Below are 26,751 nucleotides of genomic sequence, written 5' to 3' on the forward strand. Positions count from 1 at the left end.
CGGCGCCGCAGAGGCTGAGACCGACGCCCGACGCCCGACGCCCGACGCCCGACGTCAGTTTCGGCTCAGGCGATGTGGTCCGCCGCGAGCTCCGCGTCGAACCGCTGCTTGAACTCCGGCATCAGGCGACGCAACAGGGCTGCGCTGCGCGGGTGCTGGACGTTGTGGCCGTCGGCGAGGTGGATGCCGAGGACGTCGACGCTCGGGTAACCGCTGTTGGTCTGCACGAACGTCCGGAAGACCTGGTACGCGATCTCGGCGTACTCGGCGTCCTCCGCGTTCTCCGCCTCGGTGGTGACGCGTGCGGCCCGCTCCGCCTGCTCGTTGGCCTCGCGCTCGGCCTCCCGCACGGTCTCCTCGGCCTCCTGGACCGCCTCCCGCGCGTCCTCGTCGGCCTGCGAGCCGCCCTGCGGACCGGCCTCCGGCTGCTGTCCGGGCTCCTGCTGCCCGGCGCGCGGGTGCGGGACGGCGCCGATGGTGCCCACGTTGCCGAGCGGGCGGGTACGGCCACCGGCGCCCGAAGGCACCTGGGCGGGCGTGCGCTCGAAGGTGTCCTCGTAGAAGGGGTCGTAGTCGCCCTGGTACGGCTGGTCCGCCGACTGCCCCGCCCCCGCGAACCACGGGCTGATCCGCGCGTCCGGGTCGGGGTCCTCCGGTGCCCAGTCGCCGCGATCCTGCTGCTGGGTATCCTGCGGGTACGGCCCCTGGGGGTACGGGTCCTGCGGATACGCGTCCGGCGGGACGTCCTCGGGGGCGTACCCGTCCGGTGCGAATCCGTTCTGTGCGTACCCGTTCTGTGCGTACCCGTTCTGTGCGTACCCGTCCGGTGCGTACCCGTTCCGGGTGGGCCCGTCCTGGGCACCGGAGTTCCGCCGCCGCTGCTGGGGGAGGGACGCGCGCGGCGGGAAGTCGCGCTGCTGCGGGTGGGGTGCCCCGCCCTGCCGGTGCTCCACGTCCTGCGCGTGCTCCGCACCCCGGCGGTCCTGGTCGCCCTGCTGCCGGCGGTCCTGCTCCCCCTGGTAGGGGGCGAGTTCGGGCTTCGGCGCGGGCGGCAGCAGCACGGGCTCGATCCCGGCCGCCGCGAGCCCGGCCGGGGCGGTCTCGGCGAGCGGTACCCCGAACTTGGCGAGCCGCAGCGGCATCAGCGCCTCGACCGGGGCCTTGCGCCGCCAGCTCCGGCCGAAGCGGGCCTGCAGCCGGGCCTGGTAGACCAGCCGGTCCTGTTCGAGCTTGATGACCTGCTCGTAGCTGCGCAGCTCCCAGAGCTTCATGCGCCGCCACAGCTTGAACGTCGGTACGGGGGAGAGCAGCCAGCGCGTGAGGCGCACGCCCTCCATGTGCTTGTCGGCGGTGATGTCGGCGATCCGGCCCACCGCGTGGCGGGCGGCCTCGACGGCGACGACGAAGAGAATCGGGATCACCGCGTGCATGCCGGTGCCGAGCGGATCGGGCCAGGCGGCGGCGCCGTTGAACGCGATGGTCGCGGCCGTCAGCAGCCACGCGGTCTGGCGCAGCAGCGGGAACGGGATGCGCATCCACGTCAACAACAGGTCCAGCGCCAGCAGTACGCAGATGCCCGCGTCGATGCCGATCGGGAACACCAGGGAGAAGTTCCCGAAACCCTTCTCCAGGGCCAGTTCGCGCACGGCTGCGTACGAGCCCGCGAACCCGATCGCGGCGATGACCACCGCTCCTGCGACGACGAGCCCGATGAGTACCCGGTGCGTGCGTGTGAGCTGCATCGCGGCCACCCGCGATCCCCTCCCCGACCTCTGTTCTCCGCCCGGCTTCCGACATCCGGCAGGGGTCAGCCTGGCACATGTGTACGAGTCGTGATGCGCGGGGAGGCCGGGAGGACCGCCCGGAGGGGGTTCCGAGGGGAGTCATGGATTCCGCAAAGGGGGCACTGGGCTGGGACGTTGGCCCGGGGGCGATTTTCGGTCACGACTTGGGACCGGCCGACGGGATCGGCCCTTCCCGCTTCTACGCTGAGCCCGCGACAGGGCGCCCGTGGCCCTCTCGGCGCCCCTCCTGGCCGGGTTCGGCCCCTACGAGCAAGCCTGGTGATGACCCATGACCTCGGACATCGTCTCCGTACGCCCCCATACCCGCCGCGCGATGGCCCCCACCGTCGTCCCCGTCGTGATCGAGGCGTTCAAGGCGTTCGTGAGCGGCGAGGCGTTGCACTGGTGGCTTTTCGGCGGCGGGGCGGTGCTGTTCCCCGCCGTCCTGATGGCCGTCCGCAGAAGCGCCGTCACCGTCACCTCCTCCACCGTCACCGTGCGGCAGCCCCTGCGGACCGTCTCCTTCCGTCTCAACCGGCTGCGTTCGGTGTCCGGCGGGCGTCCGCCGGGCAAGAAGCGTGCCGTGGAGGTGCTGAGGTTCGAGGGCATCGGCGCGACCCGTACGTCGTTCAGCATGGCGTTCGTCTCCCCGGGCGACCGGCGACGCCTGGTCGCCGCCCTCACGGAGCGCACGGCGCCGCACGTGGTGCGGTGGGACGAGCCGATGCGCACCATGCTCGCCGGTGGGCGCCCGGACACACCTCCGGGGCCCGGCCCTCGGAAAGCAGCCGGACCCCGGAGTGGGACCCGCGAGATGTCCTGACCGGACGCCGTCCGGGCGTCAGGACTTCTTCGTCGCGTCAGGACTTCTTCGTCGCCTTGGGCGTCGCCTTCGCGGTGGCGCCCGAGTCGGAATCCGAGTCGGAACCGGAGTCCGAGGCGGCGCTCTTGCTGCTGCTCGTCTTCGGGCTGTCGCTCTCGTCGCTGCTGCTCTTGCTGCTGCTGGTCTTCGGGCTGGAGCTCGTGGTGGCGCTCGGGCTCGGCGAACCGTCCGTGGTGGTGCCGCCCGCACCGCCGACGGCCGCCACGGCCTCCTTCGCCGCGGTCTGCGCGCCCGCCAGGATGTCCGCGGCGGACGGGGCCTTGGCACCCGCGTAGCCGGTGCCGTTGTAGTTCACCGAGACGACGACGTTGGCCGTACGCACGACGACCGCGGCGTAGGAGAAGTCCTCGCTCGTCTTGTTCAGGGTGTACGTGACGGCGGTCGCCTGGTCGCCGACGCCGGAGACGGGCGAGGTCTCCAGCTTCTTGGCGCCGTCGACCGCCTGCGCCTTGGCGACCGACTTGGTGAAGTCGGTGGTCGCCCGGTCGGCGCCGCTGCCGAGGGCCTCGTCGGAGTCGTACCGGACGAAGCCGAGGTCCAGCCAGTGGTAGACGGAGCCCTTGACGCCCTTGTCGTCCAGGCCGTTCCAGGAGCAGCTGCCCCGGGCGTCGTCGTCGGAGGACTTGCCCACGGTGCCGCCGGCCTTCTTCACGGACGGGACGAGCTTCTTGACCGTCTTCGCGGAGAGCGCCTTGCACGGGTCGGGCAGCCCGGCGAACTTCGCCGGCTCCACGGTGGGGGTCGGTGAGGCGGAGGCGCCGGCGCTCGACGAGCCGGAGGCGGTGGAGCCGGCGCCCTTCTCCTTCGCGTCGTCGCCGGAGTCCGACGAGCAGCCGGCGGCGACGAGCATCACCGGGACGGCGGCGCAGAGGAGTATGCGGGACAGTCGCGGAGCTGATCGGTGCATGGTTCCTTCACTCGGACGGGACGGGACGGGACGGGACGGCGATCGCGGTCGTGCGGTCGGGCCGGTGTTCAGCCGTGCGGGCGTTCGTGCTCGGCTTTCGGGCGGGCGCCGTGCGGCGGTCGGTCGGGCGGGCGGTGGTGCGGGTGCGTGTTCCGAGGAGCCACCGTACGACGGACGCGGAACCCGCGTGGTCGCGGCGGCGACCCGTGACGGCCCCGGTGAGGGTCCTGCCGGCGCCCGTCGCAGCGGTCTATTCGTTGATGTTCTCGTCCAGCCCGCGCGCCAGTGCCTGGGCCTTCTCCTGGAGTTCCGCACTCTCGGGCACGTCGTCGGCGTCGGCCGCCTGCTCGGCGTACCGGACGGTCACGACCACGTTCGATGTGCGGAAGACCACGCTGACGGTGCGACGCTGCGCCGCTGAATCTCCGCTTTCGAGCGAATCATTCAGGAATGCGGCATTTCCGATGTTGTTCAGCGTCCGGGGCGCACGTTCGGCGGAGGCGTTCGTGCCGTCGTCGCCATCGCTGTCGCTCCCGTTCGGGGCCGGTGACGCGGTTGCCGCCGGGGACGTGGAGCCCTGCGGGGCCACCCCCGTCCCGTCGGACGCGGCCGGATCCGCCGAGGGATCCGCCGAGGCGTCGGCGGAGGGGTCCGCCGAGGGGTCCGCCGAGTCGTCCGTCGAAGGGGACGAGGAGAGGGAGGGCGCGGGCAGCCCGGCCGCCTCCGCCTTCTTCCCGTACACGGTGGCGGCGCTGTCCTCGTCGCTCACGGAGGGGTCGTAGGAGACGACCCGCTCGAAGTCGACCACCAGGGTGCGGGTCGAATCGGAGGTCCGCGCCTGCCAGGTGCACCCCACCTTGCGGTCGGTGTCGTACGTGACCGACGCCCGGCCCTCGTACGCCCGCTCCCGCTGGTCCTCCGGGAGGTCCGCCACGCCCGGCAGGAGCTGCTTGAGCGTGTTCACGCTCACGGACCGGCAGGCTTCCGGCAGGGTCTGGTACTTGCCCGGGGGTGCGACGGAGACGGTCGGGGCGCCGGGCTTCGCGTCGGCGGTGGCGTCCTCGGTGCCCGAGCCCCCGGTGCAGCCGGCGACGAGCGCCGCGAGAAGCGCGATGCCGGGAACGTACGCCATGGGTCGCAAGGTCCCAGGCCCCCTTCGGTACGAAAACGAGTTGCCGCACTACGGCGGCCGGTGGACACAATGTGTATCGCACGTGCGGCGGTGAATGCCGGTCGGCCGAGACGTTTGCCGACCTTGGCACCGGTTTTGCGCTTTAAGTCTTTTGGGTCCTTTCGGGCCTCTTCGGCTGTCTGTCCTGTCGCCCGTCCTGTTGCCGTCCTGTTGTTTGTCCAGTCGTTGTCTGTCCAGCTGTCCGTCCTGCACATTCTTGTCGGGGGAAATCGAGGGTCCATGTCGTACGTCGAGATGCCAGGAGCGCAGGTACCGATCCGGATGTGGACCGACCCCGCGTCGGTCGAGGACGTCGCGATGCAGCAGCTGCGCAACGTCGCGACCCTGCCGTGGATCAAGGGCCTCGCCGTGATGCCCGACGTCCACTTCGGCAAGGGGGCGACGGTCGGCTCGGTGATCGCCATGCACGGCGCGGTCTGCCCCGCCGCCGTCGGGGTGGACATCGGCTGCGGCATGTCCGCCGTCAGGACCTCTCTCACCGCGAACGACCTGCCCGGCGACCTCTCCCGGCTGCGTTCGCGCATCGAGGAGGCCATTCCGGTCGGGCGCGGGATGCACGAGGAGCTGGTGGACCCGGCCCGGCTTCCGGGGACGGGTGCGGCCGGCTGGGACGACTTCTGGACCCGGTTCGGCGGGATCGCCGAAGAGGTCAAGTTCCGCCAGCAGCGGGCGGTGCGGCAGATGGGCACGCTCGGCGGCGGCAATCACTTCATCGAGTTCTGCCTCGACGAGGCGGGCTCGGTCTGGCTGATGCTGCACTCCGGTTCGCGCAACATCGGCAACGAACTGGCCGACCACCACATCGGCATCGCCCAGAGCCTCCCGCACAACCAGGGCCTCGTCGACCGCGACCTCGCGGTCTTCGTCGCGGACACCCCGCAGATGGCCGCCTACCGCAACGACCTGTTCTGGGCGCAGGAGTACGCCAAGTTCAACCGGGCGGTCATGATGGGGCTCTTCCAGGACGTGGTCCGCAAGGAGTTCCGGAAGGCGAAGGTCACCTTCGAGCCGGTCATCTCCTGCCACCACAACTACGTGTCCGAGGAGCGGTACGACGGCATGGACCTGCTGGTCACCCGGAAGGGCGCGATCCGGGCAGGCTCCGGCGAGTACGGGATCATCCCCGGGTCCATGGGCACCGGCTCGTACATCGTGAAGGGCCTCGGCAACGAGAAGTCCTTCAACTCCGCCTCGCACGGTGCGGGCCGCCGGATGAGCCGGATGGCCGCGAAGCGCCGGTTCACCACCAAGGACCTGGAGGAGCAGACGCGTGGCGTCGAGTGCCGCAAGGACTCCGGCGTGGTGGACGAGATCCCGGGCGCGTACAAGCCGATCGAGAAGGTCATCGACCAGCAGCGGGACCTGGTGGAAGTCGTCGCCAAGCTGAAGCAGCTGGTCTGCGTGAAGGGCTGAGACGGGAAACGCGCCCACGGGCCGGACCGGGCCTGTGGGCGCGCGGGCGCCGCTCAGAGCGTGCGGTGGACCTTGGTGTTGGACGCCTGGGCGCGCGGACGGACCACGAGAAGGTCGACGTTGACGTGGCTGGGGCGCGTCACGGCCCAGCCGACGGTGTCGGCCACGTCCTCGGCGGTGAGCGGCGCGTCGACGCCCGCGTACACCTTGGCGGCCTTCTCCTTGTCGCCCCGGAACCGGTTGGTGGCGAACTCGTCGGTCTTCACCATGCCGGGCGCGATCTCGATGACCCGGACCGGCGTCCCGACGATCTCCAGCCGCAGCGTCTCGGCGAGCACGTGCTCACCGTGCTTGGCCGCGACATAGCCCGCGCCGCCCTCGTACGTCCCGTGGCCCGCCGTCGAGGTCAGCACCACGACCGTGCCGTCGCCGCTCGCGGTGAGGGCCGGCAGCAGGGCCTGGGTGATGTTGAGCGTGCCGACGACGTTCGTCTCGAACATCTGGCGCCAGTCCGCCGGGTCCCCGGTGGCGACCGGGTCCGCGCCGAGCGCGCCGCCCGCGTTGTTGACCAGGACCGCGAGCGAGCGGAACGCGGTGGCGAACTCGTCGACCGCCGCGCGGTCGGTGACGTCAAGGGCGTACGCGGCGGCCTGGTGACCCGCCGCGTTGATCTCCTCGGCCAGCGCCTCGATGCGGTCCTTGCGGCGCGCGGTGAGCACCACGCGGTAGCCCTCGGCGGCGAGCCGGCGGGCGGTCGCGGCACCGATGCCGCTGCTCGCACCGGTGATGACGGCGATCGGGGTGGCGGCCATGACGAACTCCCTCGGACAGGTGACCGGTACCGGGCCAGGATAGGCAGACGCGGACCCCGGGCCTGCGGCTGGACCGGGCAGGACCCCGGGCCCGCGGCTGGACCGGGCAGGACCCCGGGCCCGCGGCTGGACCGGGCCGGATCGAAGGGCCCGGGCCCTCAGGCGGCGTCCGGCCCGCCGAACTCGCGCAGCGCGTCGGCGACCACCGTCTCCAGATGCCCGTGGTGCGCGCCCCGCCAGTACACCCGCTCGCACACCGTGCACTGCGCGAACACGTCGTACGCCGCCTGCGTACCGTGCTTCAGCCGGTCGGCCACCGCGTCCTTGTCGGCCTCCCGCAGCGTCCCGTTGCACGCGGTGCAGCGCGACCACGGCACCAGGACCGGCGCGAAGCGCCCCAGCACGTCCCGGAGCTGCTCCTCGGGCCGGTCGCTGTAGACGTACGCCCCCGCCCACAGCTCCCGCCTCCGCAGCAGCCCCCGGTCCCGCGAGAGCATCACCCGCCGCTCACGCGCGGAGAGCGCCGCCAGGGCGGGATCGCCGATGTCCTCGCTCTCGTACGCCGCGTCGACGCCCAGCAGCCGCAACCGCCGGGCCAGCGTGCCCAGATGGACGTCCAGCAGGAAGCGCAACGGCGCCCCCGGCACCCGCTGCGGACGCTCCACCGCGCCGACGGCCAGGTGCTCCCCGGACCGCGGAACGTGCGACACCGCCACCTCCGCCCCGTCCACCACCAGCGCCCCCGCCTCGGTGAGCGGCACGCCGAGCGACTCCACGACGTGCCCGAGGGTCGACACCCCGTCCGTCACCAGCGCGGTCACCCCCTTCCGCCGCTCGTGCGCGACGAACAACCGCAGCTCGGGGGCGACTTCGACGGTGATCTGCTGCTTGGCCACGGGCGGCCTGGGCGCGGAAGGCTTGGTCACGGGCTCAGGATGTCACCGGGGAGGGCGGTGGAGCGAGGCGTTTCCGTTCGGGTGCCGACGTCAGACCTGCGGGGCCGAGCCGGAGCTGCGGGCCGAGGTCCGCGCGCCCGGGTCGGCCCCGTGGGTGTCCGCGCCCGGGACGTACGGGGTGTAGAGCGGCCCGAACGCGGCGTACGCGTCGGCGAGGATCTCCTCCGCCGTGACCAGCATCCGCTCCTCGGCGAGCCGGAGCGCCTGGCGGGTGTACGGGGAGGGCGGGGCCGGGTGGCGTCGGCGCCACCAGCTCGCGGCGACGGCGTACGCGCCACTGGCGAGGGCCACGGCGGGGACGGACAGGATCGGCAGCACAGCGCCCACGGCGGGACCTCCTACAGCGGATGTCCTCTTGTGTCGGCAGGTTCCGGGGCCCGACTGGAGATCGTTCTTCGGCCAATGAATGGCCGGATGACTACTGATGGATGCGCAGGGCACGCGGCCGCGCTCCGGTGTACCCCGGCGTGCGCGTGAGCGTCGCATGCGTCCGGCAGGTCGCTCGGCGCGATGGTGGTGCGTGCGTGCGGGCTTCCGGCGTGCGGGGCGCCTCGTGCGTGCGTGCGGTGCGCTTCGTGCGTGCGCCTCGTACTTCTCGTGCGCGCGTGCGGTGCGTGCGTGCGGTGCGTCTCGTGCGTCAGGGCCACACCAGGCAGTACGCCTGGTGGCCCGCGTCGTGCAGGCGGACGGAGAAGTCCTGCCACTCGTGGAGGAGCCGGTAGACGTTGAAGGCGTCGCGCGGGCCGCCCCGGTCGGGGACGGTCGACCATATGAAGGCCGCCGCGCCCACCGTCTCCTCGCCCACCTCACGCAGGGGGTCGACCACCGTCATCGGCAGCTTCACCACGGCGTAGTCGGGGTGGAGGACGACGAGCTCCAGCGGCGGGACCTGGTGCAGTGGGATCCCCTGTATACCGGTGAGGACCATGGCGGCCACCGTCTCCGGCTTGATCTTGGTGAACATGCCCCCCATGCCCAGCTCGTCGCCGCCCAGCTCCTCCGGGCGCATCGAGATGGGCACGCGTGCGGCGGTCGCCCCGTCCGGGGCGCCGAAGTACTTGTAGGTCACCCCCACCCGGCCACCGCTCCTGATCCCGGGACCGCTGCCGGCATCCGGTGCCGGTCTGCTGCCCTGTACGCGTTCAGCATCACGCCGGTGACGCCCACGCCGGGCAGGCTCGGGCCCCAGGCCGTCAGTGCCTTCGCCCACTCCGCCACCGCGATGCATATTTCATCCACCCGACTACTTCTTAGGAGACACAGCCCCACCGCGCAACCCGATCATCGTGTCAGTGACCTCCCCACCAGGCGTGCGGCGAAACACCTGCCTGCGAGTCCGCGCGCGCCTCTGACACCATGGCATGTGTGAGCTTTCCCCATGACGCCCCAGTTTCGCAGACGCGAGGGGGCTGACGCCCTTTCGTGATACGAGGAGTGCGCGCTCCTTGCTCACCGGTGGCCGCGATGTCCCCACCAGCCCTCCGACCCCCCGAATCGCAGATCAGGACCAAAGTGGCGTATTCATACGAAGCCCCAGTTTCACAGTCGCTCTTCGACCGCGCGTCCGTCGTGACGCCCGGTGGCGTGAACTCGCCGGTGCGCGCCTTCAACGCCGTAGGCGGTACGCCCCGGTTCATGGTGTCCGGCACCGGTCCGTACCTCACCGACGCCGACGGCCGCGAGTACGTCGACCTCGTCTGCTCGTGGGGGCCGATGATTCTCGGCCACGCTCACCCCGAGGTCATCGGCGCCGTGCAGGCGGCGGTCGCCCGCGGCACCTCCTTCGGTACGCCGGGTGAGGGCGAGGTCGCGCTCGCCGAGGCGATGGTGGACCGCGTCGAGCCCGTCGAGCAGGTGCGCCTGGTCTCGTCCGGCACCGAGGCGACCATGTCCGCGATCCGGCTGGCGCGCGGCTTCACCGGCCGGGCCAAGGTCGTGAAGTTCGCCGGCTGCTACCACGGCCACGTCGACGCGCTGCTGGCCGCCGCCGGCTCCGGTGTCGCCACCTTCGCGCTGCCCGACACCCCTGGGGTGACCGGCGCGCAGGCCGGAGACACCCTGGTGCTGCCGTACAACGACCTGGAGGCCGTCCGCGCCGCCTTCGCCGCGCACCCCGGCGAGATCGCCTGTGTGATCACCGAGGCCGCCGCGGGCAACATGGGCGTCGTCCGGCCGGTGGACGGCTTCAACGCCGGGCTGAAGGAGCTGTGCGCCGCCGAGGGTGCCCTCTTCATCTCCGACGAGGTCATGACCGGGTTCCGCACCTCGAAGGCCGGCTGGTACGGCATCGACGGCGTCCGCCCCGACCTGATGACCTTCGGCAAGGTCATGGGCGGCGGCTTCCCGGCCGCGGCCTTCGGCGGACGCGCCGACGTCATGGCGTACCTCGCCCCGGCCGGTCCGGTCTACCAGGCGGGCACCCTCTCCGGGAACCCGATCGCCACCGCCGCCGGCCTCGCGCAGCTGCGGCTGCTCGACGACGCCGCGTACGCGAAGGTGGACGCGGTCTCCGCCGAGCTCCAGGGCCTGGTCAGCGGCGCGCTCAGCAAGGAGGGCGTGGCGCACCACGTGTCCACGGCGAGCAACATGTTCTCCGTGTTCTTCACCGACGGGCCGGTCCGGAACTACGCGGACGCGAAGAAGCAGGAGGCGTTCCGCTACACCGCCTTCTTCCACTCGATGCTGTCCCAGGGCGTCTACCTGCCCCCCTCGGCGTTCGAGTCCTGGTTCGTCTCCACCGCCCACGACTCCCGGGCCGTCGAGCGCGTCGCCGACGCCCTGCCCGCCGCCGCCCGCGCCGCCTCGGAGGCCACCGCATGAGCGAGAACGGTTCCGCCCAGGACATCACCGTCGTCCACCTGATGCGCCACGGCGAGGTGCACAACCCGGAGGGCGTGCTCTACGGGCGCAAGTCCGGGTACCACCTCTCCGAACTGGGCCGGAAGATGGCCGACCGGGTCGCCGAGCACCTGGAGCGGCGCGACGTCCGCCACGTCGTCGCCTCCCCGCTGGAGCGCGCCCAGGAGACCGCGACCCCGATCGCCAAGGCGCACGGGCTCGACCTCGCCACCGACGCGCGGCTGATCGAGGCCGCCAACGTCTTCGAGGGCAAGACCTTCGGCGTCGGTGACGGCGCGCTGCGCAACCCGGACAACTGGAAGCACCTCACCAACCCGTTCAAGCCCTCCTGGGGCGAGCCGTACGTCGAGCAGGTCGTACGGATGATGGGGGCCCTGGACGCCGCGCGCGACGCGGCACGGGGGCACGAGGCGGTCTGCGTCAGCCACCAGCTGCCGATCTGGATCGTGCGCAGCTTCGTGGAGCGCCGCCGGCTCTGGCACGACCCGCGCAAGCGGCAGTGCACCCTCGCCTCGCTGACCAGCTTCACCTACCAGGGCGACAAGATCGTCTCGGTCGGCTACTCCGAGCCCGCCCGCGATCTGGTGCCCGCGCACCTGCGCGCCGGGGCGAAGCCGGTGAAGGGCAAGTCGAAGGCGTTCGGCGCCTGAGGACGTACGCACCTGAGAGCGCTGATCCCGGGGGCGGGCCACGGCAGGTGGCCCGCCCCCGGGATCGTTCGTTCCTGGCGGAGCCGGTCAGCCCTCGGGGCCGCCCTTCGCGCCGAACCAGTCGAGGCAGACGACCAGTGCGTCGTCCTCCGGCTCCGCGTCGCGGTGTTCGGCCAGGGCCCGCAGGATGGCCCTCGGTACGGACGGGGCGTGCAGCAGACCGGCGGCTTGGATGGCCCGGGTCAGCGCCCGTTCGCCGTACGGCTCTCCGGCACGGTTGCCCGCCGCGTAGACCCCGTCGCTGACGAAGACCAGGCGGTCGCCCGGCAGCACCTGGAACTCCTGGACGACGTAGGCGGTCTCGTCGAACATGCCGAGCGGGAGCTGCGCCTCCAGATCGATGCGTTCGACGGTCCGGCCGCGCCGGCGCCAGAGCTGCGGCGAACCGGCGTCCACCACCTGGGCGTTGCCGGTGGTGAGATCGAAGGTGAGCAGCAGCGTCGACACGTGGGACGCGCCCCGGTACTGCGCGTACAGCGCCTGGTCCGCGAGGGCCGCCTGGTCCGCCATGCCGATCCCGGCCCGGCGGGCGTTGCGCAGGGCGTTCACGGCCAGGTTGGTGAGGAGCGACGCCTCGATGCCCTCGCCCATGCCGTTGGTGACGGTGAGGGTGAGGGTGTCGGCGGTGGTGGACCAGTCGAAGTTGTCGCCGTGGATGGCGTACGCCGGTTCCAGCTGGGCGCCTATGGCGTACTCGGGCCGCGCACACGCCCGGGCGGGCAGCAGCTGCCACTGCATCTCGGCGGCGAGGGTCAGCCGGTTGACCCGGCGGGCCCGCAGATAGAGGTCGGTGTCCCGCTCGGCGACGATGATCTCGTGGCCGAGAAGCTGGGCGATCTCGGTGAGGTCGTGGACGGCGCCGGTCGTGCGCCGGTGCCGGGGGAGCGTCACGTCGAGGACGCCGAGGCGGTCGCCCCGGACGGCCACCGGCAGGTGCAGCACGACCGCGTCGTCCGGCCCCGGCGCGGTGCGCTCGTACGGCGTCTGGCTGCCGAAGGCGCGGCCCTCGGGGCTGCCGTTCACCGGCACCGGGCCCTCCGGGCGGGCCGGGGCGTCGACCGGCTGGAGCACCGTCAGGCTGTAGTCGGCCATCAGCAGCTCGACGTCCGTGGCGCCGTAGTGCTCGGCGAGTGCGACGCGCGCGGCCTCCACCAGGGCGTGCGGCGCGGCGGTACGCAGAGCGCGTTCCACGGCCAGGTAGTTCGTCACAGTTGGTCGGCTTTCTTCACCAGGATGCTGCTCGGGGGCGAGCAGGGTAACGGGACCGGGGGGTGCCCGACGGGCCGGTGCCGGGCCCTTCGCGCCGCGCCCCTCCGACGGCGGAGCGGGGAGGGAGTGGCGGCCGGAGCCGGCGTCAGCGGGTACGGGCGGGGCGGAGCGTTGCCGGTACGGGCGCCGCCCTCACACGGTGTCCGTCCAGCCGAGGTGGAGTACGGCCACGTCGTCGGCGAGTCCGCCGCTGTCGGCGGCGAGGTCCTCGCACCGCTGGATGACCGCGTCCACGAAGTCGTCGGCCGGGAGGTGGTGGGCGTACTCCCGTGCGATCTTCACGAGGCCCTCCTCACCGAGGCGTTCGTACCCCGTGCCGGTGCGGCCCTCGATGAGCCCGTCGGTGAAGAGCGCGAGCCGCGTCCCCCGGGGCGCCTCCAGCACGGTCACCGGCCAGTGCGCGCGGCCGGGCAGCAGGCCCAGCACGGGGCCGCCCGGCACCTCCTCCAGGCGGACCGGGCCGTCCGGCGGACGCACCAGGAGCCCCGGGTGCCCGGCGCGCATGACCTCCACGTGCGGAGTGCCGACCGCCCGGCTGAGCGTGGTGAGGGTAGCGAAGATCTCGGGCCCGGAACGCTCGGCGACCAGCATCTGTTCGAGCAGGTCCAGCAGCCGTTGGCCGCGCGCTCCGGAGAGGATGAAGGAGCGCCACGCGACCCGCAGGCACACCCCGAGGGCGGCCTCGTCGGGGCCGTGGCCGGAGACGTCGCCGACGACCGCGTGCGTGGTGCCGTCGGGTGTCTGGACGACGTCGTAGAAGTCGCCGCCGAGCAGGGTCTGCGCGCGCCCGGGGCGGTAGCGGGAGCAGACCTGGGCGGTGTCGTCGATGAGCAGCGGGGTGGGCAGCAGGCCGCGTTCGACCCGGCTGTTCTCCGCGGCCAGCAGCCGGCTCTCCCGCAGGTCGGCGGCGGCGCGCTCGGCGCGCTTGCGCTGGATCGCGTAGCGGATGGCCCGTACGAAGAGCTCGCCGTCGAGGCGGCCCTTGATCAGGTAGTCCTGGGCGCCGCCGGAGACCGCGGCGAGCCCGGAGTCCTCCTGGGCGAGCCCGGTCAGGACGACGACGGCCGTGTCCGGCGAGCGGGAGAGGATCGTCTCCAGGGCGCCGAGTCCCTGGGAGTCGGGCAGGTGGAGGTCGAGCAGGACGCACTGGGGGGTGTCCCGGTCGAGGGAGTCGAGCGCCTCCGCGAGAGTCCGCGCCCAGGACAGGTCGATGGCCACGCCGCTGTCGGCGACCATCTCCTCGACCAGCAGGGCGTCCCCGGCGTCGTCCTCGATCAGCAGGACGCTGGGCCCGTCGCCACTCCACAGGTCGAAGCCCGGGGCCTCGCCGGTACGGCCGGCGGGGACGGCCGCGGTACGGGGCGCGGCGGTGCCGGTGCGCGACGGCTCGGAGGAACTGCCGTCACGGGGTGCGAGGACGGTGGGGGGCAGGGTGCCCAAGGCGCTGTGCCTCCTCTCACCATGGACCGGCCGGCCATGGGGCCGCACGATGCGACCGCGACGAGACTAGAGGTAATAGTTGTTCACTGACAACAATTGCAGGAAGGAAACATCCCAGGCTGGGACGGTGTGGGGTGAATCGGCGCATTCTCTGCGTGCTGGTCGCGGGCTCGCTGCGCTCTCGCGACGGGCGGGGAGGGTGTGCCGGACCGGGTCGGGCGGCCCCGGTGGTCTCAGGCGAGGCTGGCCAGCCAGGCGGGTTCGTCGGGCTCGTATCTCTCCCCGTCGATGACCTCGGTCGCGGCGTCCCGGAACGCCGCGAGGCCCTCGCGCAGTGCTTCGGCCGCCTCGGGCTCCATCGCCGCGAGCACCAGGGACACCTCCCGCACCTGGCCGGCCCTGATCTCGTCCAGCAGGGCCCGGCCGGGCCGGCTGAGGTGGAGTTCTATCTCCCGGCGGCTGGCCGGGCTGAGGCGGCGCTCGACGAGGCCCGCGGCTTCCAGCCGGTCGCAGAGTCGGCTCGTCGCGGGCGGGGTCGACCCCAGCGCCTCGCCCAGGGCCCGCATGTTGCCACCCTCCCGGCGCTCGATCGCCAGCAGTGCGCGCAGCTGGGACGGGGAGGTGGGGCCCGTCGGGGTGTTGGCCTGGGCTCTTCCCCAGAGGACCGCGAGCAGATTCGTCACCTCGGACGCGGTACGGGCCACTTCTTGGGGGGACGACGGCCGGCGCGGGAACATCGCTCCACTGTGCCACCCCTGTGGCGCGGTTGTCAGCCCGCGCGCCCCCGGGCGGATGGCCGAAAGACGTCAGGGCCGTCCCGTGAAAGCGGAGCGCTTGTGGAGAACCGGTGAGGGTCCGGTCGTGTGGTGAAAATCAGATAATCGTAGGAACCATCGCGTCGCTCCTTTCATCTCAGCCATGGGCAGTTTGTATGAGCATGAGACAAAACGACCGCCGATGGGGACGTGGACGTGAACCAGAAGCATGCGAACAACATCAACCGGAGGGGACTGCTGGGAGCGGGTCTGGGAGCCGCAGCCGCCGCGGGAATCGCGGGCTGCGGCTCACTCGGTTCCGGGAGCGGGGCGCACCGGGGCCCCGGGGGGAGCTCCGGGGGTGCCGCCGGTACAGCTCCCGACCACGGCGCGCACGGCGGAGGGAAGGAGCACGGCAAGGGGCCCGCGAACAGCGGTGTACGCCTGATCGGGGACGGTTCCACCTCCGACACCGGAAAGCAGCCGAAACAGCCGGACGCACCCGTCCCGCTCGAACCGGGCCAGACGCCCCCGCAGTTCGTGATTTTCTCCTGGGACGGGGCGGGCGAGGTCGGCAACGGCCTTTTCCCGCGCTTTCTGGAACTCGCCCGGGAACACGACGCCGCGATGACCTTCTTCCTCTCCGGTATCTACCTGCTGCCCGAGTCGAAGAAATCGCTCTACCAGCCGCCCAACAATCCGCGCGGGGCCTCGGACATCGGTTACCTCACCGACGACCACGTCAGGCAGACGCTGCGCTACGTGCGCGAGGCGTGGCTCGACGGCCACGAGATCGGCACCCACTTCAACGGTCATTTCTGCGCCGGTGGAGGGTCGGTGGAGAACTGGACCCCCGCGCAGTGGCACAGCGAGATCAATCAGGCCGTCTCCTTCGTGACGCAATGGCGCACCAACAGTGGCTGGGAGAACGTCGAACCGCTGCCTTTCGACTACCGGAAGGAACTCACCGGCGGACGTACCCCCTGCCTTCTCGGGCAGGAGAACCTGCTGCCGACCGCGAGCAGGCTCGGCTGGCGCTACGACGCGAGTTCGCCGGGCGGGGTGCAGAGGTGGCCGGAGAAGCGACTCGGCGTGTGGGATCTCCCGCTCCAGGGAATGCCGTTCCCCGGCCACACCTTCGAAGTTCTCTCCATGGACTACAACATCCTCGCCAACCAGTCGCAGAACTCGACCCGGGGCATGCCCTCGCGCTATCCGGACTGGCGTGAACAGGCGACCGGCTCCTATCTCGCCGGATTCCACAGGGCGTACGCATCGAATCGCGCACCGTTCTTCATCGGCAATCACTTCGAGGAGTGGAACGGCGGTATCTACATGGACGCCGTGGAGGAAGTGATCAAGGAGGTGGCCGGACAGCCGGACGTACGGCTCGTCTCGTTCCGCCAGTTCGTGGACTGGCTGGACGTCCAGGACCCGGAAGTTCTGGCGAAGCTCCGTACACTGGAGGTCGGTCAGGCCCCCGCCGGTGGCTGGAACGCTTTCTTTAAGCAGGCCTGACAAGGGGCTTTACGGGCACCGAGGGGGGTGCCCAAGATCCCCGGATCTGCCATGCGAAACTTTTCACATGAGCCATGGCCGCGCACCCCGACGCCGCTTCACCCTGCTCGCCGCCACGACCGCCGTCGTGGCCGGTGCCCTGACCCTGTCCGCGTGCGGCGGGGACGACATCAAGTCGGGCGGGGGCGGTGACACCAACTTCGTCACCGGCGGCGGCGGCATCTCGACCGTGGCCCTGAAGGACCGCCGGGCCGCCCCGGAGCTCGAAGGCAGCACGCTGGAGGGCAAGAAGCTCGACGTCGCCGCCTACAAGGGCAAGGTCGTCGTCGTCAACGTCTGGGGATCGTGGTGCGGCCCCTGCCGCGCGGAGGCGAAGCACTTCGCCGCCGTCTCCAAGGAGACCGCGGGCCAGGGCGTCCAGTTCGTCGGGATCAACACCCGCGACACGCAGAAGGACGCCGCCCTGAACTTCGAGGCGGACGCGGGCATCGCCTATCCGAGCCTCTACGACCCGGTGGGCAAGCTCATCCTCCGCTTCCCCAAGGGCACCCTGAACCCGCAGACCATCCCGTCGACCGTGGTCATCGACCGCGAGGGACGCATCGCCGCCCGCACCCTCCAGGCGCTCGACGCGGAACAGCTGCACAAGATGATCGACCCGCTGATCGCGGAGAAGTGACCCGGTGACCACCCTCGCCGCCGCCACGTACAACGAGACGGTCGTCAACGGTGCGCTGCTGGCCGCCGTGCCGATCGCGCTCCTCGGCGGTCTCGTGTCGTTCTTCTCGCCCTGCGTCCTGCCGCTGGTCCCCGGCTACCTGAGCTACGTCACCGGCATCAGCGGCACCGACCTGGCGAACGCCCGGCGGGGCCGGATCGTCGGCGGCGCCTCCCTCTTCGTGCTCGGCTTCACCGCCGTGTTCGTGTCGGGCGGGGCGCTCTTCGGCTACTTCGGCGGCAACCTCCAGGAACACAGCGAGGCCCTCCAGCGGGTCCTCGGCGTGCTGATGATCCTCATGGGCGTCTTCTTCATGGGGCTGATGCCGTGGATGACCCAGCGCGAGTTCCGCATCCACCGCAGACCGGTCACCGGGCTGCTGGGAGCCCCGCTGCTGGGCGCCCTCTTCGGGATCGGGTGGACCCCCTGCCTCGGCCCGACGCTGAGCGCGGTGTCCATGCTCGCCTTCGACCAGGGCACCGCCGAACGCGGGGCACTTCTGACCGTCGCGTACTGTCTGGGACTCGGTGTCCCGTTCGTCCTCGCCGCCGTCGCCTTCCGCAAGGCGCTCGGTGCGTTCGGCTGGGTCAAGCGCCACTACGCATGGGTCATGCGCATCGGGGGCGTCATGATGATCGCGACCGGCATCCTGCTGCTGACGGGGCTGTGGGCCTCGTTCATGCAGGACGTGCAGGGCTGGTCCAACGGTTTCACTGTGGGGATCTGAGTTCCATTGAGCAAGCTGAACACCACTGACGAGCGCGACGCCGCGCGCGCCGACGAGCAGGACACCCGGGAGCTCGGTGAGGCCGGGGCGCAGCTCTCCACCGCACCGGTGGAGGAACGCGCCGACCGCGAGGCCGGGCTGCCCGCCATGGGCTTCATCGGCTGGATCCGCTGGTTCTGGCGCCAGCTCACCTCGATGCGGATCGCGCTGATCCTGCTCTTCCTGCTGTCGCTCGGCGCCATCCCCGGCTCGCTGATCCCGCAGAACAGCGTGGACGAGCTGAAGGTGCTGACGTTCAAGAACGCGCACACCACCGTCACCCCGATCTACGAGAAGCTCCAGCTCTTCGACGTCTACAGCTCGGTGTGGTTCTCCGCGATCTACATCCTGCTGTTCGTCTCGCTCATCGGCTGCATCCTGCCGCGCAGCGCCCAGTTCGTGGGCCAGCTGCGCAGCCGCCCGCCGCACGCCCCGAAGCGCCTGACCCGGCTGCCCGCGTACACGACCTGGCGCACGGAGGCCGAGCCGGAGCAGGTCCGCGAGGCGGCGCTCGCCCTGCTGCGCAAGCGGCGGTTCCGCTCCCATGCGGTCGGGGACGCGGTCGCCGCGGAGAAGGGCTACCTGCGCGAGGCCGGCAACCTGGTCTTCCACGTCGCGCTCATCGTGATGCTGGTGGCCTTCGCGGTCGGCGCGCTCTTCCACTTCCAGGGCGGCAAGCTCGTCACCGAGGGCGACGGTTTCGCCAACACGATGACGCAGTACGACGACTTCGACAGCGGTTCGCTGTACGACAGCGATTCGCTCGCGCCGTTCAGCTTCACCCTCGACGACTTCGTCGGCACGTACGAGAAGACCGGTCCCCAGCGGGGCACGGCCCGTACCTTCGAGGCGCGGGTGACGTACGCCGAGGGCGCGTACGGCAAGGAGAAGAAGGGTGTCATCAAGGTCAACGAGCCCTTGGTGATCGACGGCACCAAGATCTTCCTGATCTCGCACGGCTACGCCCCGGTCGTCACCGTCCGGGACGGCAGGGGCAAGCAGATCTTCAAGGCCGCCGTGCCGCTGCTGCCGCGCGACGCCAACATCACCTCGTCCGGTGCCATCAAGGTCATGGACGGATACAAGGACAAGAACGGCAAGCGGGACCAGCTCGGTTTCCAGGCGTTCTTCGTGCCGACCTTCGCCGGTGCGGGCAGCGGGACGATGCTCTCGCAGTTCCCCGGCGCGGAGAACCCGGTGCTGGCGCTCAACGCGCTGCACGGCAGCCTCGGCGTCGACTCCGGCCTCCCGCAGAACGTCTACCAGCTCGACACGGACAAGCTGAAGCCCTTCAAGGACGCCTCCGGCGCCAACCTGAAGCAGCGGCTCGCGCCCGGCGAGACCATGCAGCTTCCGGACGGCGCCGGCTCCATCACCTTCGACGGCGTCGAGGAGTGGGCCAGCTTCCAGATCTCCGAGCGGCCCGCCGCCGGCTGGGCGCTCGGCGGGGCCATCGCCGCCATCGCCGGACTGGCCGGTTCGCTCTTCATCCAGCGCCGCCGCTTCTGGGTGCGGGCCGTGCGCGGGGCCGACGGGGTGACCGTCGTCGAGATGGCCGGCCTCGGCCGCAGCGAGTCCGCGAAGCTGCCCGAGGAACTGCTCGGCCTGGCGGTGGCGCTGAACGACGTGGCGCCGACCGCACCCGATCCGCAGCCCGACCCCGAACAGGGGCCGGAGACCGACTCCGCGGCCGAACCCGGCCCCGGTCCCGACGTACCTGCCGCAGAAACTGCCGAAGGGGCTGAGAAGTGAATCTCGCCGCCGCCGCCAACGAGAATCTGGCGCACACCAGCAATGTGCTGATCTATTCGTCGATGGCCGTCTACACCCTGGCCTTCCTCGCGCACATCGCGGAATGGGTGTTCGGCAGCCGCAGCAAGGTCGGCCGCACGGCCGCCGCGCTCGACGCCGGAGCCGCCACCCAGTCCTCGGTGAAGGTCCAGGTCACCCAGGCCGGCGGTACGACCGCCGTGCTGGAACGCCCGAAGGTGGTCACCCGGTCCGCCGCCGGGACCCGGGACGTCCCGGACGGCCCCGGTGCCTCCGGCGGCACCTTCCAGGGCGACCTGTGGGGCCGGATCGCGGTCTCGATGACCGTGCTCGCCTTCCTCGTGCAGGCGGGCGGCGTCGTCGCCCGCGCGCTCTCCGTGGAGCGCGCCCCCTGGGGCAACATGTACGAGTTCTCGATCACCTTCTCCACGGTCGCCGTCGCGGCCTACCTGATCCTGCTGCTGCTCCGGAAGAACGTCCGCTGGATGGGGCTGCTGCTGGTCACCGTGGTCCTGCTGGACCTCGGCATCGCCACCACCGTGCTCTACACGGACAGCGACCAGCTGGTGCCGGCGCTCCACTCGTACTGGCTGTGGATCCACGTCTCCACCGCCATCATCTGCGGCGCGGTCTTCTTCCTCGGCGCCGTCGCCACGCTGCTCTACCTCTTCCGCGACAGCTACGAGCGCAAGGTCGAGAACGGCGAGACGCCGGGCCGGTTCGCCCAGTCCGTGCTGGACCGGCTGCCCTCGGCGGCGACGCTCGACAAGTTCTCGTACCGCGCCAACGCGGCCGTCTTCCCGCTCTGGACGTTCACGATCATCGCGGGGGCGATCTGGGCCGGCGAGGCGTGGGGCCGCTACTGGGGCTGGGACGCCAAGGAGACCTGGTCGTTCATCACCTGGGTCGCCTACGCCTGCTACCTGCACGCCCGCGCGACCGCCGGGTGGAAGGGCCGCAAGGCCGCCTACCTGGCGCTCATCGCCTTCGGCTGCTGGCTGTTCAACTACTACGGCGTCAACATCTTCATCACCGGCAAGCACTCCTACGCCGGGGTCTGACGCGCCACCACGCGCAACGGCTGCCCACCCCTCCCGTACGTACCGGGGGGGAGCGGGCAGCCGTTGCGCGTGGTGGCGCAGCGCCGGTCAGCCGAGCGGGGTGTCCAGGACCGCCTTGCGGTGGCTGAAGGTGTCCATGGAGTACTGCCCGTGGTAGCTGCCCATGCCGCTCTCACCGACTCCGCCGAAGGGCAGGTCGGAGACGGTCAGGTGGGCGAGCGGCAGGCCGATGCCGACTCCGCCCGAGGAGGTCTCGTTCAGCAGCCGCTCGCGGGTCTCGGCGGACTCGGTGAACGCGTAGAGCGCCAGCGGCTTGTCCCGGTCGTTGATGAAGTCGATCGCCTCGTCCAGGCCGGACACGGTGAGGATCGGCAGCACCGGGCCGAAGATCTCCTCGCCCATCACCGGTGCGTCCGGGGCGACATCGGCGAGGACGGTCGGCGCGATGTACTTCGCCGCCCGGTCGTGGACGCCGCCGGTGACCGTACGGCCGGAGTCCAGCAGGCGTACCAGGCGGTCGAAGTGGCGCTCGTTGATGATGCGGCCGTAGTCGGGGGAGGCCGAGGGGTCGCTGCCGAACTGCGTCTCGACGGCGGCGGCGAGCGCGTCCGCGAGGGCGGCGCCGGTCTCCGGGTCGGTGAGGACGTAGTCCGGGGCGACGCAGGTCTGGCCGGCGTTGAGGAACTTCCCCGAGGCGAGGCGCGCCGCGACCGCCTTCACGTCGGTGTCCCGGTCCACGAAGACCGGGGACTTGCCGCCCAGCTCCAGCGTCACCGGGGTGAGGTGCTTCGCCGCGGCGGCCATCACGATCCGGCCGACCGTGCCGTTGCCGGTGTAGAAGATGTGGTCGAACCGCTCCTCCAGCAGCGCCGTCGTCTCCTCCACGCCGCCCTCGACGACGGCCACCGCGTCGGTGTCCAGGAAGCGGGGGAGCAGCCGGGCGACGGCGGCGGAGGTCGCCGGGGCCAGCTCGCTCGGCTTGGCCACCACGCAGTTGCCGCCCGCCAGCGCGCCCGCGAGCGGGGCGAGCAGCAGCTGCGCCGGGTAGTTCCAGGGCGCGATGATCAGGACGACTCCGAGCGGGTCGCGCACCGTGAGCGCGGTGGCCCCGAGGGCGGCGAGCCCGGCGTGTACGGGGGCGGGCTCGGGGCGCAGCCAGCCGGCGAGGTGCTCCAGGGTGTGGTCGATCTCGCGGACGGTGAAGTCGATCTCGGTCCGGTAGGACTCCGCGCGGCTCTTGCCGAGGTCGGCGCGGAGCGCGTCGGCCAGCTCGTCACCGTGCTCGGTGAGCAGGGCGCGCAGCCGCTCCAGCTGGTGGGTGCGCCAGGCCAGGTCCTTCGTACGGCCGGTGCGGAAGGTGGTGCGGAGGCGGGCGACGACGTCGGCCGGGGACTCGGAGGGCATGGGGGGCTCCCTACTGCTACTGCGTGGCGTCTCGACATCAGGAAGTTGACATCATCAAGCAACGCATTTCATGTAACTGCCGGAAGTTGAGTAAGTCAAATAATCGGAACGCGGCGTACGGTGGATGTCCGCACCGCCCGTCCCCGCGCCCTTCCCGCCGCTCGCTCCCGCGCCTCTGCCCAAGGATGACCACCCCATGCCCCCGGAACCGGCACCCCGCCCCGACCGCGCCGTCCCCACCCCGGACGACCTGCTGGAGCCCCTGGCCGGCGTCGTCCGCGGACACTCCGACGACCTCACCGCCGTCGCCGCCCGCCACGGCCTGAGCAGCGCGCAGGCCCGCGCCCTCATCGCGCTCGACGCGCCGATGCCGATGAGCGCCCTCGCCCGTCACCTGGTCTGCGACGCCTCCAACGCCACCGGGCTCGTCGGCCGCATGGAGACCCGGGGCCTGCTCGTCCGCACCCCCGCACCCGGCGACCGCCGCTCCAAGGTCGCCTCCCGCACCCCCGAGGGCACCGAGCTGGCGCACCGGATACGCGCCGAGATGCGCGTGGTGCACGGCGCGCTGGAGGCGCTCACCCCTCAGGAACGCGCCGCGCTGCTCCCCCTGCTGAACCGGCTCGGGGCGCTGCTGAGCCCGTGAACGCGTGAAGCCCGCCCGGTCCGGTCCCCCGGCCCGCGCGGGCTTCGTGCTGCTTCGTACGGTCAGGCGGTCGCCGGCGGCGGCGTGCCCGGGGCTTCGTCGGGGCCGGTACCGCGCTCGCGGCGCTTGAGCTCGTCCTCGCGGCGGCGCAGGTCCGCCTCCCAGTCCTTCAGGAGCGACTCGTCCCTCCTGTTCTCCGCGCGGAGGCTCTGGAGGAACTCCGGGTTGTCGTCCGGCGCCACCCACTGGGTGCGGTGGTTGCGGTGCCATTCGGAGGGCGTACGGCCTCCGGCGGGTGCGTGCCGCAGCTTGCCCGCGGCCAGCCAGACGATCGGACCGACGATCCAGAACAGCAGGATGATGAAGACCCAGGCCACCTTCGGCAGGTGCTTGGCCTCGTCCTCCGGGGTGTTGAGGCAGTCGATGAAGGCGTAGATCGTCAGCGCCAGCGGCAGGAGATAGATCAGGGCCCTGAACATGGGTGAGGATTCCCCCCGGGAACGGCGGTGGGGCGTGAAGGCCCCCGGTGAGCCGACAGGGTACCGGCTACGGACGACACCCCACGGCGAGCAGATGTGAACTGGCGGCGAGAAGCTCCGGATGAGCCTCCGCCAGGCGGGCCGCGACGAGCGCGGACTCGAACAGCGGCGAGCCCACGAGCGACTCCCCGGTGTGATGTTCCGTCGCCTTCAGCAGCGACCAGGCCGGTCCCTCGATCCCGTACACCACCGTGTCCTCGCACCCGGAGTCGCACAGTTCGGCCGTCAGTTCCGCCGCGGAGTGGAAGTACGCCTCGGTGAACCCGCGCCGGCCGTCGTACACCCCCGTCACCAGGTCCTCCGCGACACTCCGCTGAAGCTCCGGGCGGTGCAGGTGGGCGTACGCGGTGTGCTCGAAGAGCGGGGCGTACCGGTTGATGCCAGCCGCCGCGACCGGACCGCCCGGCCGGACCACCCGCACGGCCTCCGCGAGCGCCGCCCTCCGGTCGGCCGGGTCGGGCAGGTGGTAGAGCGGGCCGAGCAGCAGCACCGCGTCGTACGTCGCGTCCCCGGCCGGGAGCGACCGGGCGTCCCCCCGCTCGGCGGTGGCCCCGGTCTCCAGGGCCTCCCGGACGTGCCGCTCGACCGGGTCGACGAGGTGGACCTCGTACCCCTCCTCCACCAGCCACCGCGCGTGCGCCCCCGGGCCACCGCCCACGTCGAGCACCTTCGCGGGGGCGGGCGGCAGGTGCCGGCGCAGCAGTTCCTGGGTCCGCACCAGCTCCAGCACGCCGTCGGCGCTCCTGCTCAGCCGGCCGCCCTCGTCGTATCCGGAAGCGTAGAAGTCGATGATCCCGGGCGGTACCTGGTGCGGCGCCATGCTCTTCTCCTGCGGGCGGGGCGGATTCCCGGGCCACGCTACGGGCCGTCCGTGCGGTGGGCACCCGTTTTCCCGGCTGCCCGCCCCCGGCGCGGCGGCGGGGGAGCGCCCGAGGGGGAGTGCGGGGAGGATGACAAACTGGTGGGCATGGCTTACGACGATCTTCGCTCCCTGCTCCGGGCCTTGGAACGTGAGGGCGATCTCAAGCGCATCAAGGCCGAGGTCGATCCGTACCTCGAAGTCGGCGAGATCGTCGACCGCGTCAACAAGGCCGGCGGGCCCGCGCTGCTCTTTGAGAACGTCAAGGGGTCCTCGATGCCCCTGGCCATGAACGTGTACGGCACCGACCGGCGGCTGCTGAAGGCGCTCGGGCTGAAGGCGTACTCGGACATCAGCGACAAGATCGGCGGGCTGCTGAAGCCGGAGCTGCCGCACGGGTTCATCGGTGTGCGCGAGGCGTTCGGGAAGCTCGGCTCGATGATCCACGTGCCGCCGAAGAAGGTGAAGGGGGAGAGCGCCCCCGTCCAGGAGGTCGTCCTCACCGGCGACGACGTCGACCTGGACCAGCTCCCCGCGCTCTTCACCTGGCCCGAGGACGGGGGCTCCTTCTTCAACCTGGGGCTGACCCACACCAAGCACCCCGAGACCGGCGTCCGCAACCTCGGGCTCTACCGCCTCCAGCGCCACGACCGCCGCACCATCGGCATGCACTGGCAGATCCACAAGGACAGCCGCAACCACTACCAGGTCGCCGCCAAGCGCGGCGAGCGGCTGCCGGTGGCCATCGCCTTCGGGGCGCCGCCCGCCGTGACGTACGCGTCGACCGCACCGCTGCCCGGGGACATCGACGAGTACCTCTTCGCCGGGTTCGTCCAGGGCAAGCGGATCGAGATGGTCGACTGCAGGACCGTGCCGCTCCAGGTCCCGGCCAACGCCGAGGTCGTCATCGAGGGCTGGCTGGAGCCGGGCAGGATGCTCCCCGAGGGGCCCTTCGGCGACCACACCGGGTTCTACACCCCGCAGGAACCGTTCCCCGCGCTGACCATCGACTGCGTGACCATGCGGAAGCGTCCGCTGCTCCAGTCGATCGTGGTCGGCCGCCCGCCCACCGAGGACGGGCCGCTGGGCCGCGCCACCGAACGGTTCTTCCTGCCGCTGCTGAAGATCATCGTCCCGGACATCGTGGACTACCACCTCCCCGAGGCCGGCGGCTTCCACAACTGTGCGATCGTTTCGATCGACAAGAAGTACCCCAAGCACGCCCAGAAGGTGATGAGTGCCATCTGGGGTGCCCACATGATGTCGCTGACCAAGCTGATCGTCGTCGTGGACTCCGACTGCGACGTCCACGATCTGCACGAGGTGGCCTGGCGGGCGCTCGGCAACACCGACTACGCCCGGGACCTGACCGTCGCCGAGGGGCCGGTCGATCACCTCGACCACGCCTCCTACCAGCAGTTCTGGGGTGGCAAGGCGGGCATCGACGCGACGCGGAAGTGGCCCGAGGAGGGGTACACGCGGGACGGAGGCTGGCCGGAGATGGTCGAGTCCGACCCGGAGACGGCGGCGAAGGTCGACCGCCGCTGGAAGGAATACGGACTGTGACTGCCGCAGAAGCAGCGCTGGGCCACGGCCCGGCGCAGCCCAACAGCAAAGTGAAGGCGTTCCTGCGGCTGGTGATGATCGAGCACTCGGTGTTCGCGCTGCCCTTCGCGTACATCGCCGCGCTGACCGCGATGTTCCGGGTCAGCGAGTCGATCCACTGGGTCGAGCTGCTGCTCGTCACGGTGGCGATGGTCGGCCTGCGGACCTTCGCGATGGCCGCGAACCGGATCATCGACCGGGAGATCGACGCGCGCAATCCGCGCACCGCGACCCGCGAGATCGTCACCGGCGCGGTCTCCGTGCGCTCCGCGTGGACGGGCGCCGTGGTCGCGCTGGTCTTCTTCCTGGGCGCGGCGGCGCTCCTGAATCCGCTCTGCCTCGCGCTCGCCCCGATCGCGGTCGTGCCGATGGTGGTCTATCCGTACGGCAAGCGGTTCACGAACTTCCCGCACGCCATCCTCGGCATCGCGCAGGCCATGGGCCCGATCGGCGCCTGGCTCGCGGTGACCGGCAGCTGGTCGTGGGACGCGGTCGTCCTCGGGCTCGCCGTCGGCATCTGGATCGGCGGCTTCGACCTGATCTTCGCCTGCCAGGACGTCCGCGCCGACCGCGCGCACGGCGTGCACTCGGTGCCCGCCCGCTTCGGCATCCCGGCCGCGCTCTGGGGCGCCCGGGTCTGCCACGTGATCACGACCGGGCTGCTCGTCTGGTTCGGCCTGGCCACCGGCGCGGAGCTCTTCTACTGGATCGGCATGGTGATCGTCGCCGTGGCCTTCGTGTACGAGCACCGGGTGGTCCGCCCGCACGACCTGTCCCGCCTCAACCGGGCGTTCTTCTCGGTCAACGGCTTCATCGGCATGGCGCTCTTCGCCTGCACCCTGCTCGACCTGGTGGTGCGCGGCCTCACGCCGTGACGGCCGGATA

General features: G+C 71.4%; 26 protein-coding genes. 12 read left to right on the plus strand and 14 right to left on the minus strand.

Features of this window, described 5'->3' with window-relative positions:
- Positions 1 to 65: 65 nt before the first annotated feature.
- Positions 66 to 1,751, minus strand: a complete 1,686-nt coding sequence (locus ACFZAX_RS29240; protein ID WP_390965296.1) for a DUF2637 domain-containing protein — start codon at positions 1,749 to 1,751, stop codon at positions 66 to 68.
- 322 nt (positions 1,752 to 2,073) lie between these two features.
- Between ACFZAX_RS29240 and ACFZAX_RS29245 the strand changes: the two genes are divergently transcribed.
- Positions 2,074 to 2,607 carry a hypothetical protein gene (locus tag ACFZAX_RS29245; RefSeq protein WP_390965297.1) on the plus strand — a complete coding sequence of 178 codons (534 nt, stop codon included), beginning with the start codon at positions 2,074 to 2,076 and terminating at the stop codon, positions 2,605 to 2,607.
- Positions 2,608 to 2,644: 37 nt separating this feature from the next.
- Here the strand turns inward: ACFZAX_RS29245 and ACFZAX_RS29250 are convergent, their stop codons facing one another.
- Both ACFZAX_RS29250 and ACFZAX_RS29255 read right to left on the minus strand, forming a co-directional pair.
- Entirely contained in the window at positions 2,645 to 3,574 is a 930-nt protein-coding gene (locus ACFZAX_RS29250; protein ID WP_390965298.1) for a DUF3558 domain-containing protein, read from the minus strand.
- A gap of 250 nt (positions 3,575 to 3,824) precedes the next feature.
- Positions 3,825 to 4,706 carry a DUF3558 domain-containing protein gene (locus ACFZAX_RS29255; RefSeq protein ID WP_390965299.1) on the minus strand — a complete coding sequence of 294 codons (882 nt, stop codon included), beginning with the start codon at positions 4,704 to 4,706 and terminating at the stop codon, positions 3,825 to 3,827.
- A 279-nt stretch (positions 4,707 to 4,985) separates the two neighbouring features.
- On the opposite strand from ACFZAX_RS29255, the gene ACFZAX_RS29260 reads away from it, so the two are divergent.
- Entirely contained in the window at positions 4,986 to 6,179 is a 1,194-nt protein-coding gene (locus ACFZAX_RS29260) for an RtcB family protein (RefSeq protein ID WP_390965300.1), read from the plus strand.
- Positions 6,180 to 6,232: 53 nt separating this feature from the next.
- Here ACFZAX_RS29260 and ACFZAX_RS29265 read toward each other — a convergent pair whose 3' ends face one another.
- The 5 genes from ACFZAX_RS29265 to ACFZAX_RS29285 form a co-directional block, all read right to left on the minus strand.
- Positions 6,233 to 6,991 (minus strand): SDR family NAD(P)-dependent oxidoreductase, encoded by a 759-nt coding sequence (locus ACFZAX_RS29265; protein WP_390965301.1) that lies wholly within the window; start codon positions 6,989 to 6,991, stop codon positions 6,233 to 6,235.
- 158 nt (positions 6,992 to 7,149) lie between these two features.
- Positions 7,150 to 7,917 (minus strand): Mut7-C RNAse domain-containing protein, encoded by a 768-nt coding sequence (locus ACFZAX_RS29270; RefSeq protein ID WP_390965303.1) that lies wholly within the window; start codon positions 7,915 to 7,917, stop codon positions 7,150 to 7,152.
- Between the two features lie 60 nt (positions 7,918 to 7,977).
- On the minus strand, positions 7,978 to 8,274 hold the full coding sequence (locus tag ACFZAX_RS29275; RefSeq protein ID WP_390965304.1) for a hypothetical protein: 297 nt from the start codon (positions 8,272 to 8,274) through the stop codon (positions 7,978 to 7,980).
- Between the two features lie 310 nt (positions 8,275 to 8,584).
- Complete coding sequence (locus tag ACFZAX_RS29280; RefSeq protein WP_390965391.1) at positions 8,585 to 9,040, minus strand: hypothetical protein; 456 nt, start codon at positions 9,038 to 9,040, stop codon at positions 8,585 to 8,587.
- Positions 9,013 to 9,186 (minus strand): hypothetical protein, encoded by a 174-nt coding sequence (locus ACFZAX_RS29285; protein ID WP_390965399.1) that lies wholly within the window; start codon positions 9,184 to 9,186, stop codon positions 9,013 to 9,015. Before ACFZAX_RS29285 ends, ACFZAX_RS29280 begins: the two co-directional genes overlap by 28 nt.
- Before the next feature lie 273 nt (positions 9,187 to 9,459).
- Between ACFZAX_RS29285 and hemL the strand changes: the two genes are divergently transcribed.
- Both hemL and ACFZAX_RS29295 read left to right on the plus strand, forming a co-directional pair.
- Positions 9,460 to 10,767, plus strand: a complete 1,308-nt coding sequence (gene hemL / locus ACFZAX_RS29290) for a glutamate-1-semialdehyde 2,1-aminomutase (protein ID WP_390965305.1) — start codon at positions 9,460 to 9,462, stop codon at positions 10,765 to 10,767.
- Positions 10,764 to 11,456 carry a histidine phosphatase family protein gene (locus ACFZAX_RS29295; protein ID WP_390965306.1) on the plus strand — a complete coding sequence of 231 codons (693 nt, stop codon included), beginning with the start codon at positions 10,764 to 10,766 and terminating at the stop codon, positions 11,454 to 11,456. The genes hemL and ACFZAX_RS29295 overlap by 4 nt, the downstream gene beginning before the upstream one ends.
- Before the next feature lie 87 nt (positions 11,457 to 11,543).
- On the opposite strand, the gene ACFZAX_RS29300 is transcribed toward ACFZAX_RS29295, so the two are convergent.
- From ACFZAX_RS29300 to ACFZAX_RS29310, 3 genes are all read right to left on the minus strand, one after another.
- Positions 11,544 to 12,725: a SpoIIE family protein phosphatase gene (locus ACFZAX_RS29300; RefSeq protein WP_390965307.1), complete on the minus strand. Its 1,182-nt coding sequence runs from the start codon at positions 12,723 to 12,725 to the stop codon at positions 11,544 to 11,546.
- A gap of 192 nt (positions 12,726 to 12,917) precedes the next feature.
- A complete protein-coding gene (locus ACFZAX_RS29305) occupies positions 12,918 to 14,225 on the minus strand; it encodes a SpoIIE family protein phosphatase (protein WP_390965308.1) in 1,308 nt (435 codons plus the stop codon).
- Positions 14,226 to 14,458: 233 nt separating this feature from the next.
- Positions 14,459 to 14,962 carry a MarR family transcriptional regulator gene (locus ACFZAX_RS29310; RefSeq protein WP_390965309.1) on the minus strand — a complete coding sequence of 168 codons (504 nt, stop codon included), beginning with the start codon at positions 14,960 to 14,962 and terminating at the stop codon, positions 14,459 to 14,461.
- A 234-nt stretch (positions 14,963 to 15,196) separates the two neighbouring features.
- On the opposite strand from ACFZAX_RS29310, the gene ACFZAX_RS29315 reads away from it, so the two are divergent.
- The 5 genes from ACFZAX_RS29315 (at position 15,197) to ccsB (ending at position 20,813) form a co-directional block, all read left to right on the plus strand.
- Complete coding sequence (locus tag ACFZAX_RS29315; RefSeq protein WP_390965310.1) at positions 15,197 to 16,498, plus strand: hypothetical protein; 1,302 nt, start codon at positions 15,197 to 15,199, stop codon at positions 16,496 to 16,498.
- A 67-nt stretch (positions 16,499 to 16,565) separates the two neighbouring features.
- Positions 16,566 to 17,177, plus strand: coding sequence for a redoxin domain-containing protein (locus ACFZAX_RS29320; RefSeq protein ID WP_390965311.1), 612 nt, complete (start codon positions 16,566 to 16,568; stop codon positions 17,175 to 17,177).
- A 4-nt stretch (positions 17,178 to 17,181) separates the two neighbouring features.
- Positions 17,182 to 17,943 carry a cytochrome c biogenesis protein CcdA gene (locus ACFZAX_RS29325; RefSeq protein ID WP_390965312.1) on the plus strand — a complete coding sequence of 254 codons (762 nt, stop codon included), beginning with the start codon at positions 17,182 to 17,184 and terminating at the stop codon, positions 17,941 to 17,943.
- Between the two features lie 6 nt (positions 17,944 to 17,949).
- Positions 17,950 to 19,734: a cytochrome c biogenesis protein ResB gene (locus tag ACFZAX_RS29330; RefSeq protein WP_390965313.1), complete on the plus strand. Its 1,785-nt coding sequence runs from the start codon at positions 17,950 to 17,952 to the stop codon at positions 19,732 to 19,734.
- Positions 19,731 to 20,813, plus strand: a complete 1,083-nt coding sequence (gene ccsB / locus ACFZAX_RS29335; RefSeq protein ID WP_390965314.1) for a c-type cytochrome biogenesis protein CcsB — start codon at positions 19,731 to 19,733, stop codon at positions 20,811 to 20,813. The genes ACFZAX_RS29330 and ccsB overlap by 4 nt, the downstream gene beginning before the upstream one ends.
- An 87-nt stretch (positions 20,814 to 20,900) precedes the next feature.
- Here the strand turns inward: ccsB and ACFZAX_RS29340 are convergent, their stop codons facing one another.
- The gene (locus ACFZAX_RS29340; RefSeq protein ID WP_390965315.1) at positions 20,901 to 22,217 is read right to left on the minus strand and encodes an aldehyde dehydrogenase family protein; all 1,317 of its coding nucleotides are present in this window, start codon (positions 22,215 to 22,217) and stop codon (positions 20,901 to 20,903) included.
- 196 nt (positions 22,218 to 22,413) lie between these two features.
- Here ACFZAX_RS29340 and ACFZAX_RS29345 point away from each other — a divergent pair, with 196 nt between their 5' ends.
- Positions 22,414 to 22,863: a MarR family transcriptional regulator gene (locus tag ACFZAX_RS29345; RefSeq protein ID WP_390965316.1), complete on the plus strand. Its 450-nt coding sequence runs from the start codon at positions 22,414 to 22,416 to the stop codon at positions 22,861 to 22,863.
- Between the two features lie 62 nt (positions 22,864 to 22,925).
- Here the strand turns inward: ACFZAX_RS29345 and ACFZAX_RS29350 are convergent, their stop codons facing one another.
- Both ACFZAX_RS29350 and ACFZAX_RS29355 read right to left on the minus strand, forming a co-directional pair.
- Positions 22,926 to 23,342, minus strand: a complete 417-nt coding sequence (locus tag ACFZAX_RS29350; RefSeq protein ID WP_390965317.1) for a PLDc N-terminal domain-containing protein — start codon at positions 23,340 to 23,342, stop codon at positions 22,926 to 22,928.
- 67 nt (positions 23,343 to 23,409) lie between these two features.
- Entirely contained in the window at positions 23,410 to 24,222 is an 813-nt protein-coding gene (locus tag ACFZAX_RS29355; protein WP_390965318.1) for a methyltransferase domain-containing protein, read from the minus strand.
- Between the two features lie 147 nt (positions 24,223 to 24,369).
- Here ACFZAX_RS29355 and ACFZAX_RS29360 point away from each other — a divergent pair, with 147 nt between their 5' ends.
- Positions 24,370 to 25,827 (plus strand): menaquinone biosynthesis decarboxylase, encoded by a 1,458-nt coding sequence (locus ACFZAX_RS29360; protein ID WP_390965319.1) that lies wholly within the window; start codon positions 24,370 to 24,372, stop codon positions 25,825 to 25,827.
- The gene (mqnP, locus tag ACFZAX_RS29365; RefSeq protein WP_390965320.1) at positions 25,824 to 26,741 is read left to right on the plus strand and encodes a menaquinone biosynthesis prenyltransferase MqnP; all 918 of its coding nucleotides are present in this window, start codon (positions 25,824 to 25,826) and stop codon (positions 26,739 to 26,741) included. The genes ACFZAX_RS29360 and mqnP overlap by 4 nt, the downstream gene beginning before the upstream one ends.
- Positions 26,742 to 26,751 lie beyond the last annotated feature (10 nt).

This window comes from Streptomyces sp. NPDC008125, assembly GCF_042957125.1.
Taxonomy (GTDB): domain Bacteria; phylum Actinomycetota; class Actinomycetes; order Streptomycetales; family Streptomycetaceae; genus Streptomyces.

Coding starts and splice junctions, on each gene's coding strand:
- ACFZAX_RS29245 (WP_390965297.1), top strand. CDS start 2,074: ATGACCTCGGACATCGTCTCCGTACGCCCCCATACCCGCCGCGCGATG.
- ACFZAX_RS29250 (WP_390965298.1), bottom strand. CDS start 3,574: ATGCACCGATCAGCTCCGCGACTGTCCCGCATACTCCTCTGCGCCGCC.
- ACFZAX_RS29255 (WP_390965299.1), bottom strand. CDS start 4,706: ATGGCGTACGTTCCCGGCATCGCGCTTCTCGCGGCGCTCGTCGCCGGC.
- ACFZAX_RS29260 (WP_390965300.1), top strand. CDS start 4,986: ATGTCGTACGTCGAGATGCCAGGAGCGCAGGTACCGATCCGGATGTGG.
- ACFZAX_RS29265 (WP_390965301.1), bottom strand. CDS start 6,991: ATGGCCGCCACCCCGATCGCCGTCATCACCGGTGCGAGCAGCGGCATC.
- ACFZAX_RS29295 (WP_390965306.1), top strand. CDS start 10,764: ATGAGCGAGAACGGTTCCGCCCAGGACATCACCGTCGTCCACCTGATG.
- ACFZAX_RS29310 (WP_390965309.1), bottom strand. CDS start 14,962: ATGTTCCCGCGCCGGCCGTCGTCCCCCCAAGAAGTGGCCCGTACCGCG.
- ACFZAX_RS29320 (WP_390965311.1), top strand. CDS start 16,566: ATGAGCCATGGCCGCGCACCCCGACGCCGCTTCACCCTGCTCGCCGCC.
- ACFZAX_RS29340 (WP_390965315.1), bottom strand. CDS start 22,217: ATGCCCTCCGAGTCCCCGGCCGACGTCGTCGCCCGCCTCCGCACCACC.
- ACFZAX_RS29345 (WP_390965316.1), top strand. CDS start 22,414: ATGCCCCCGGAACCGGCACCCCGCCCCGACCGCGCCGTCCCCACCCCG.
- ACFZAX_RS29350 (WP_390965317.1), bottom strand. CDS start 23,342: ATGTTCAGGGCCCTGATCTATCTCCTGCCGCTGGCGCTGACGATCTAC.
- ACFZAX_RS29355 (WP_390965318.1), bottom strand. CDS start 24,222: ATGGCGCCGCACCAGGTACCGCCCGGGATCATCGACTTCTACGCTTCC.
- ACFZAX_RS29360 (WP_390965319.1), top strand. CDS start 24,370: ATGGCTTACGACGATCTTCGCTCCCTGCTCCGGGCCTTGGAACGTGAG.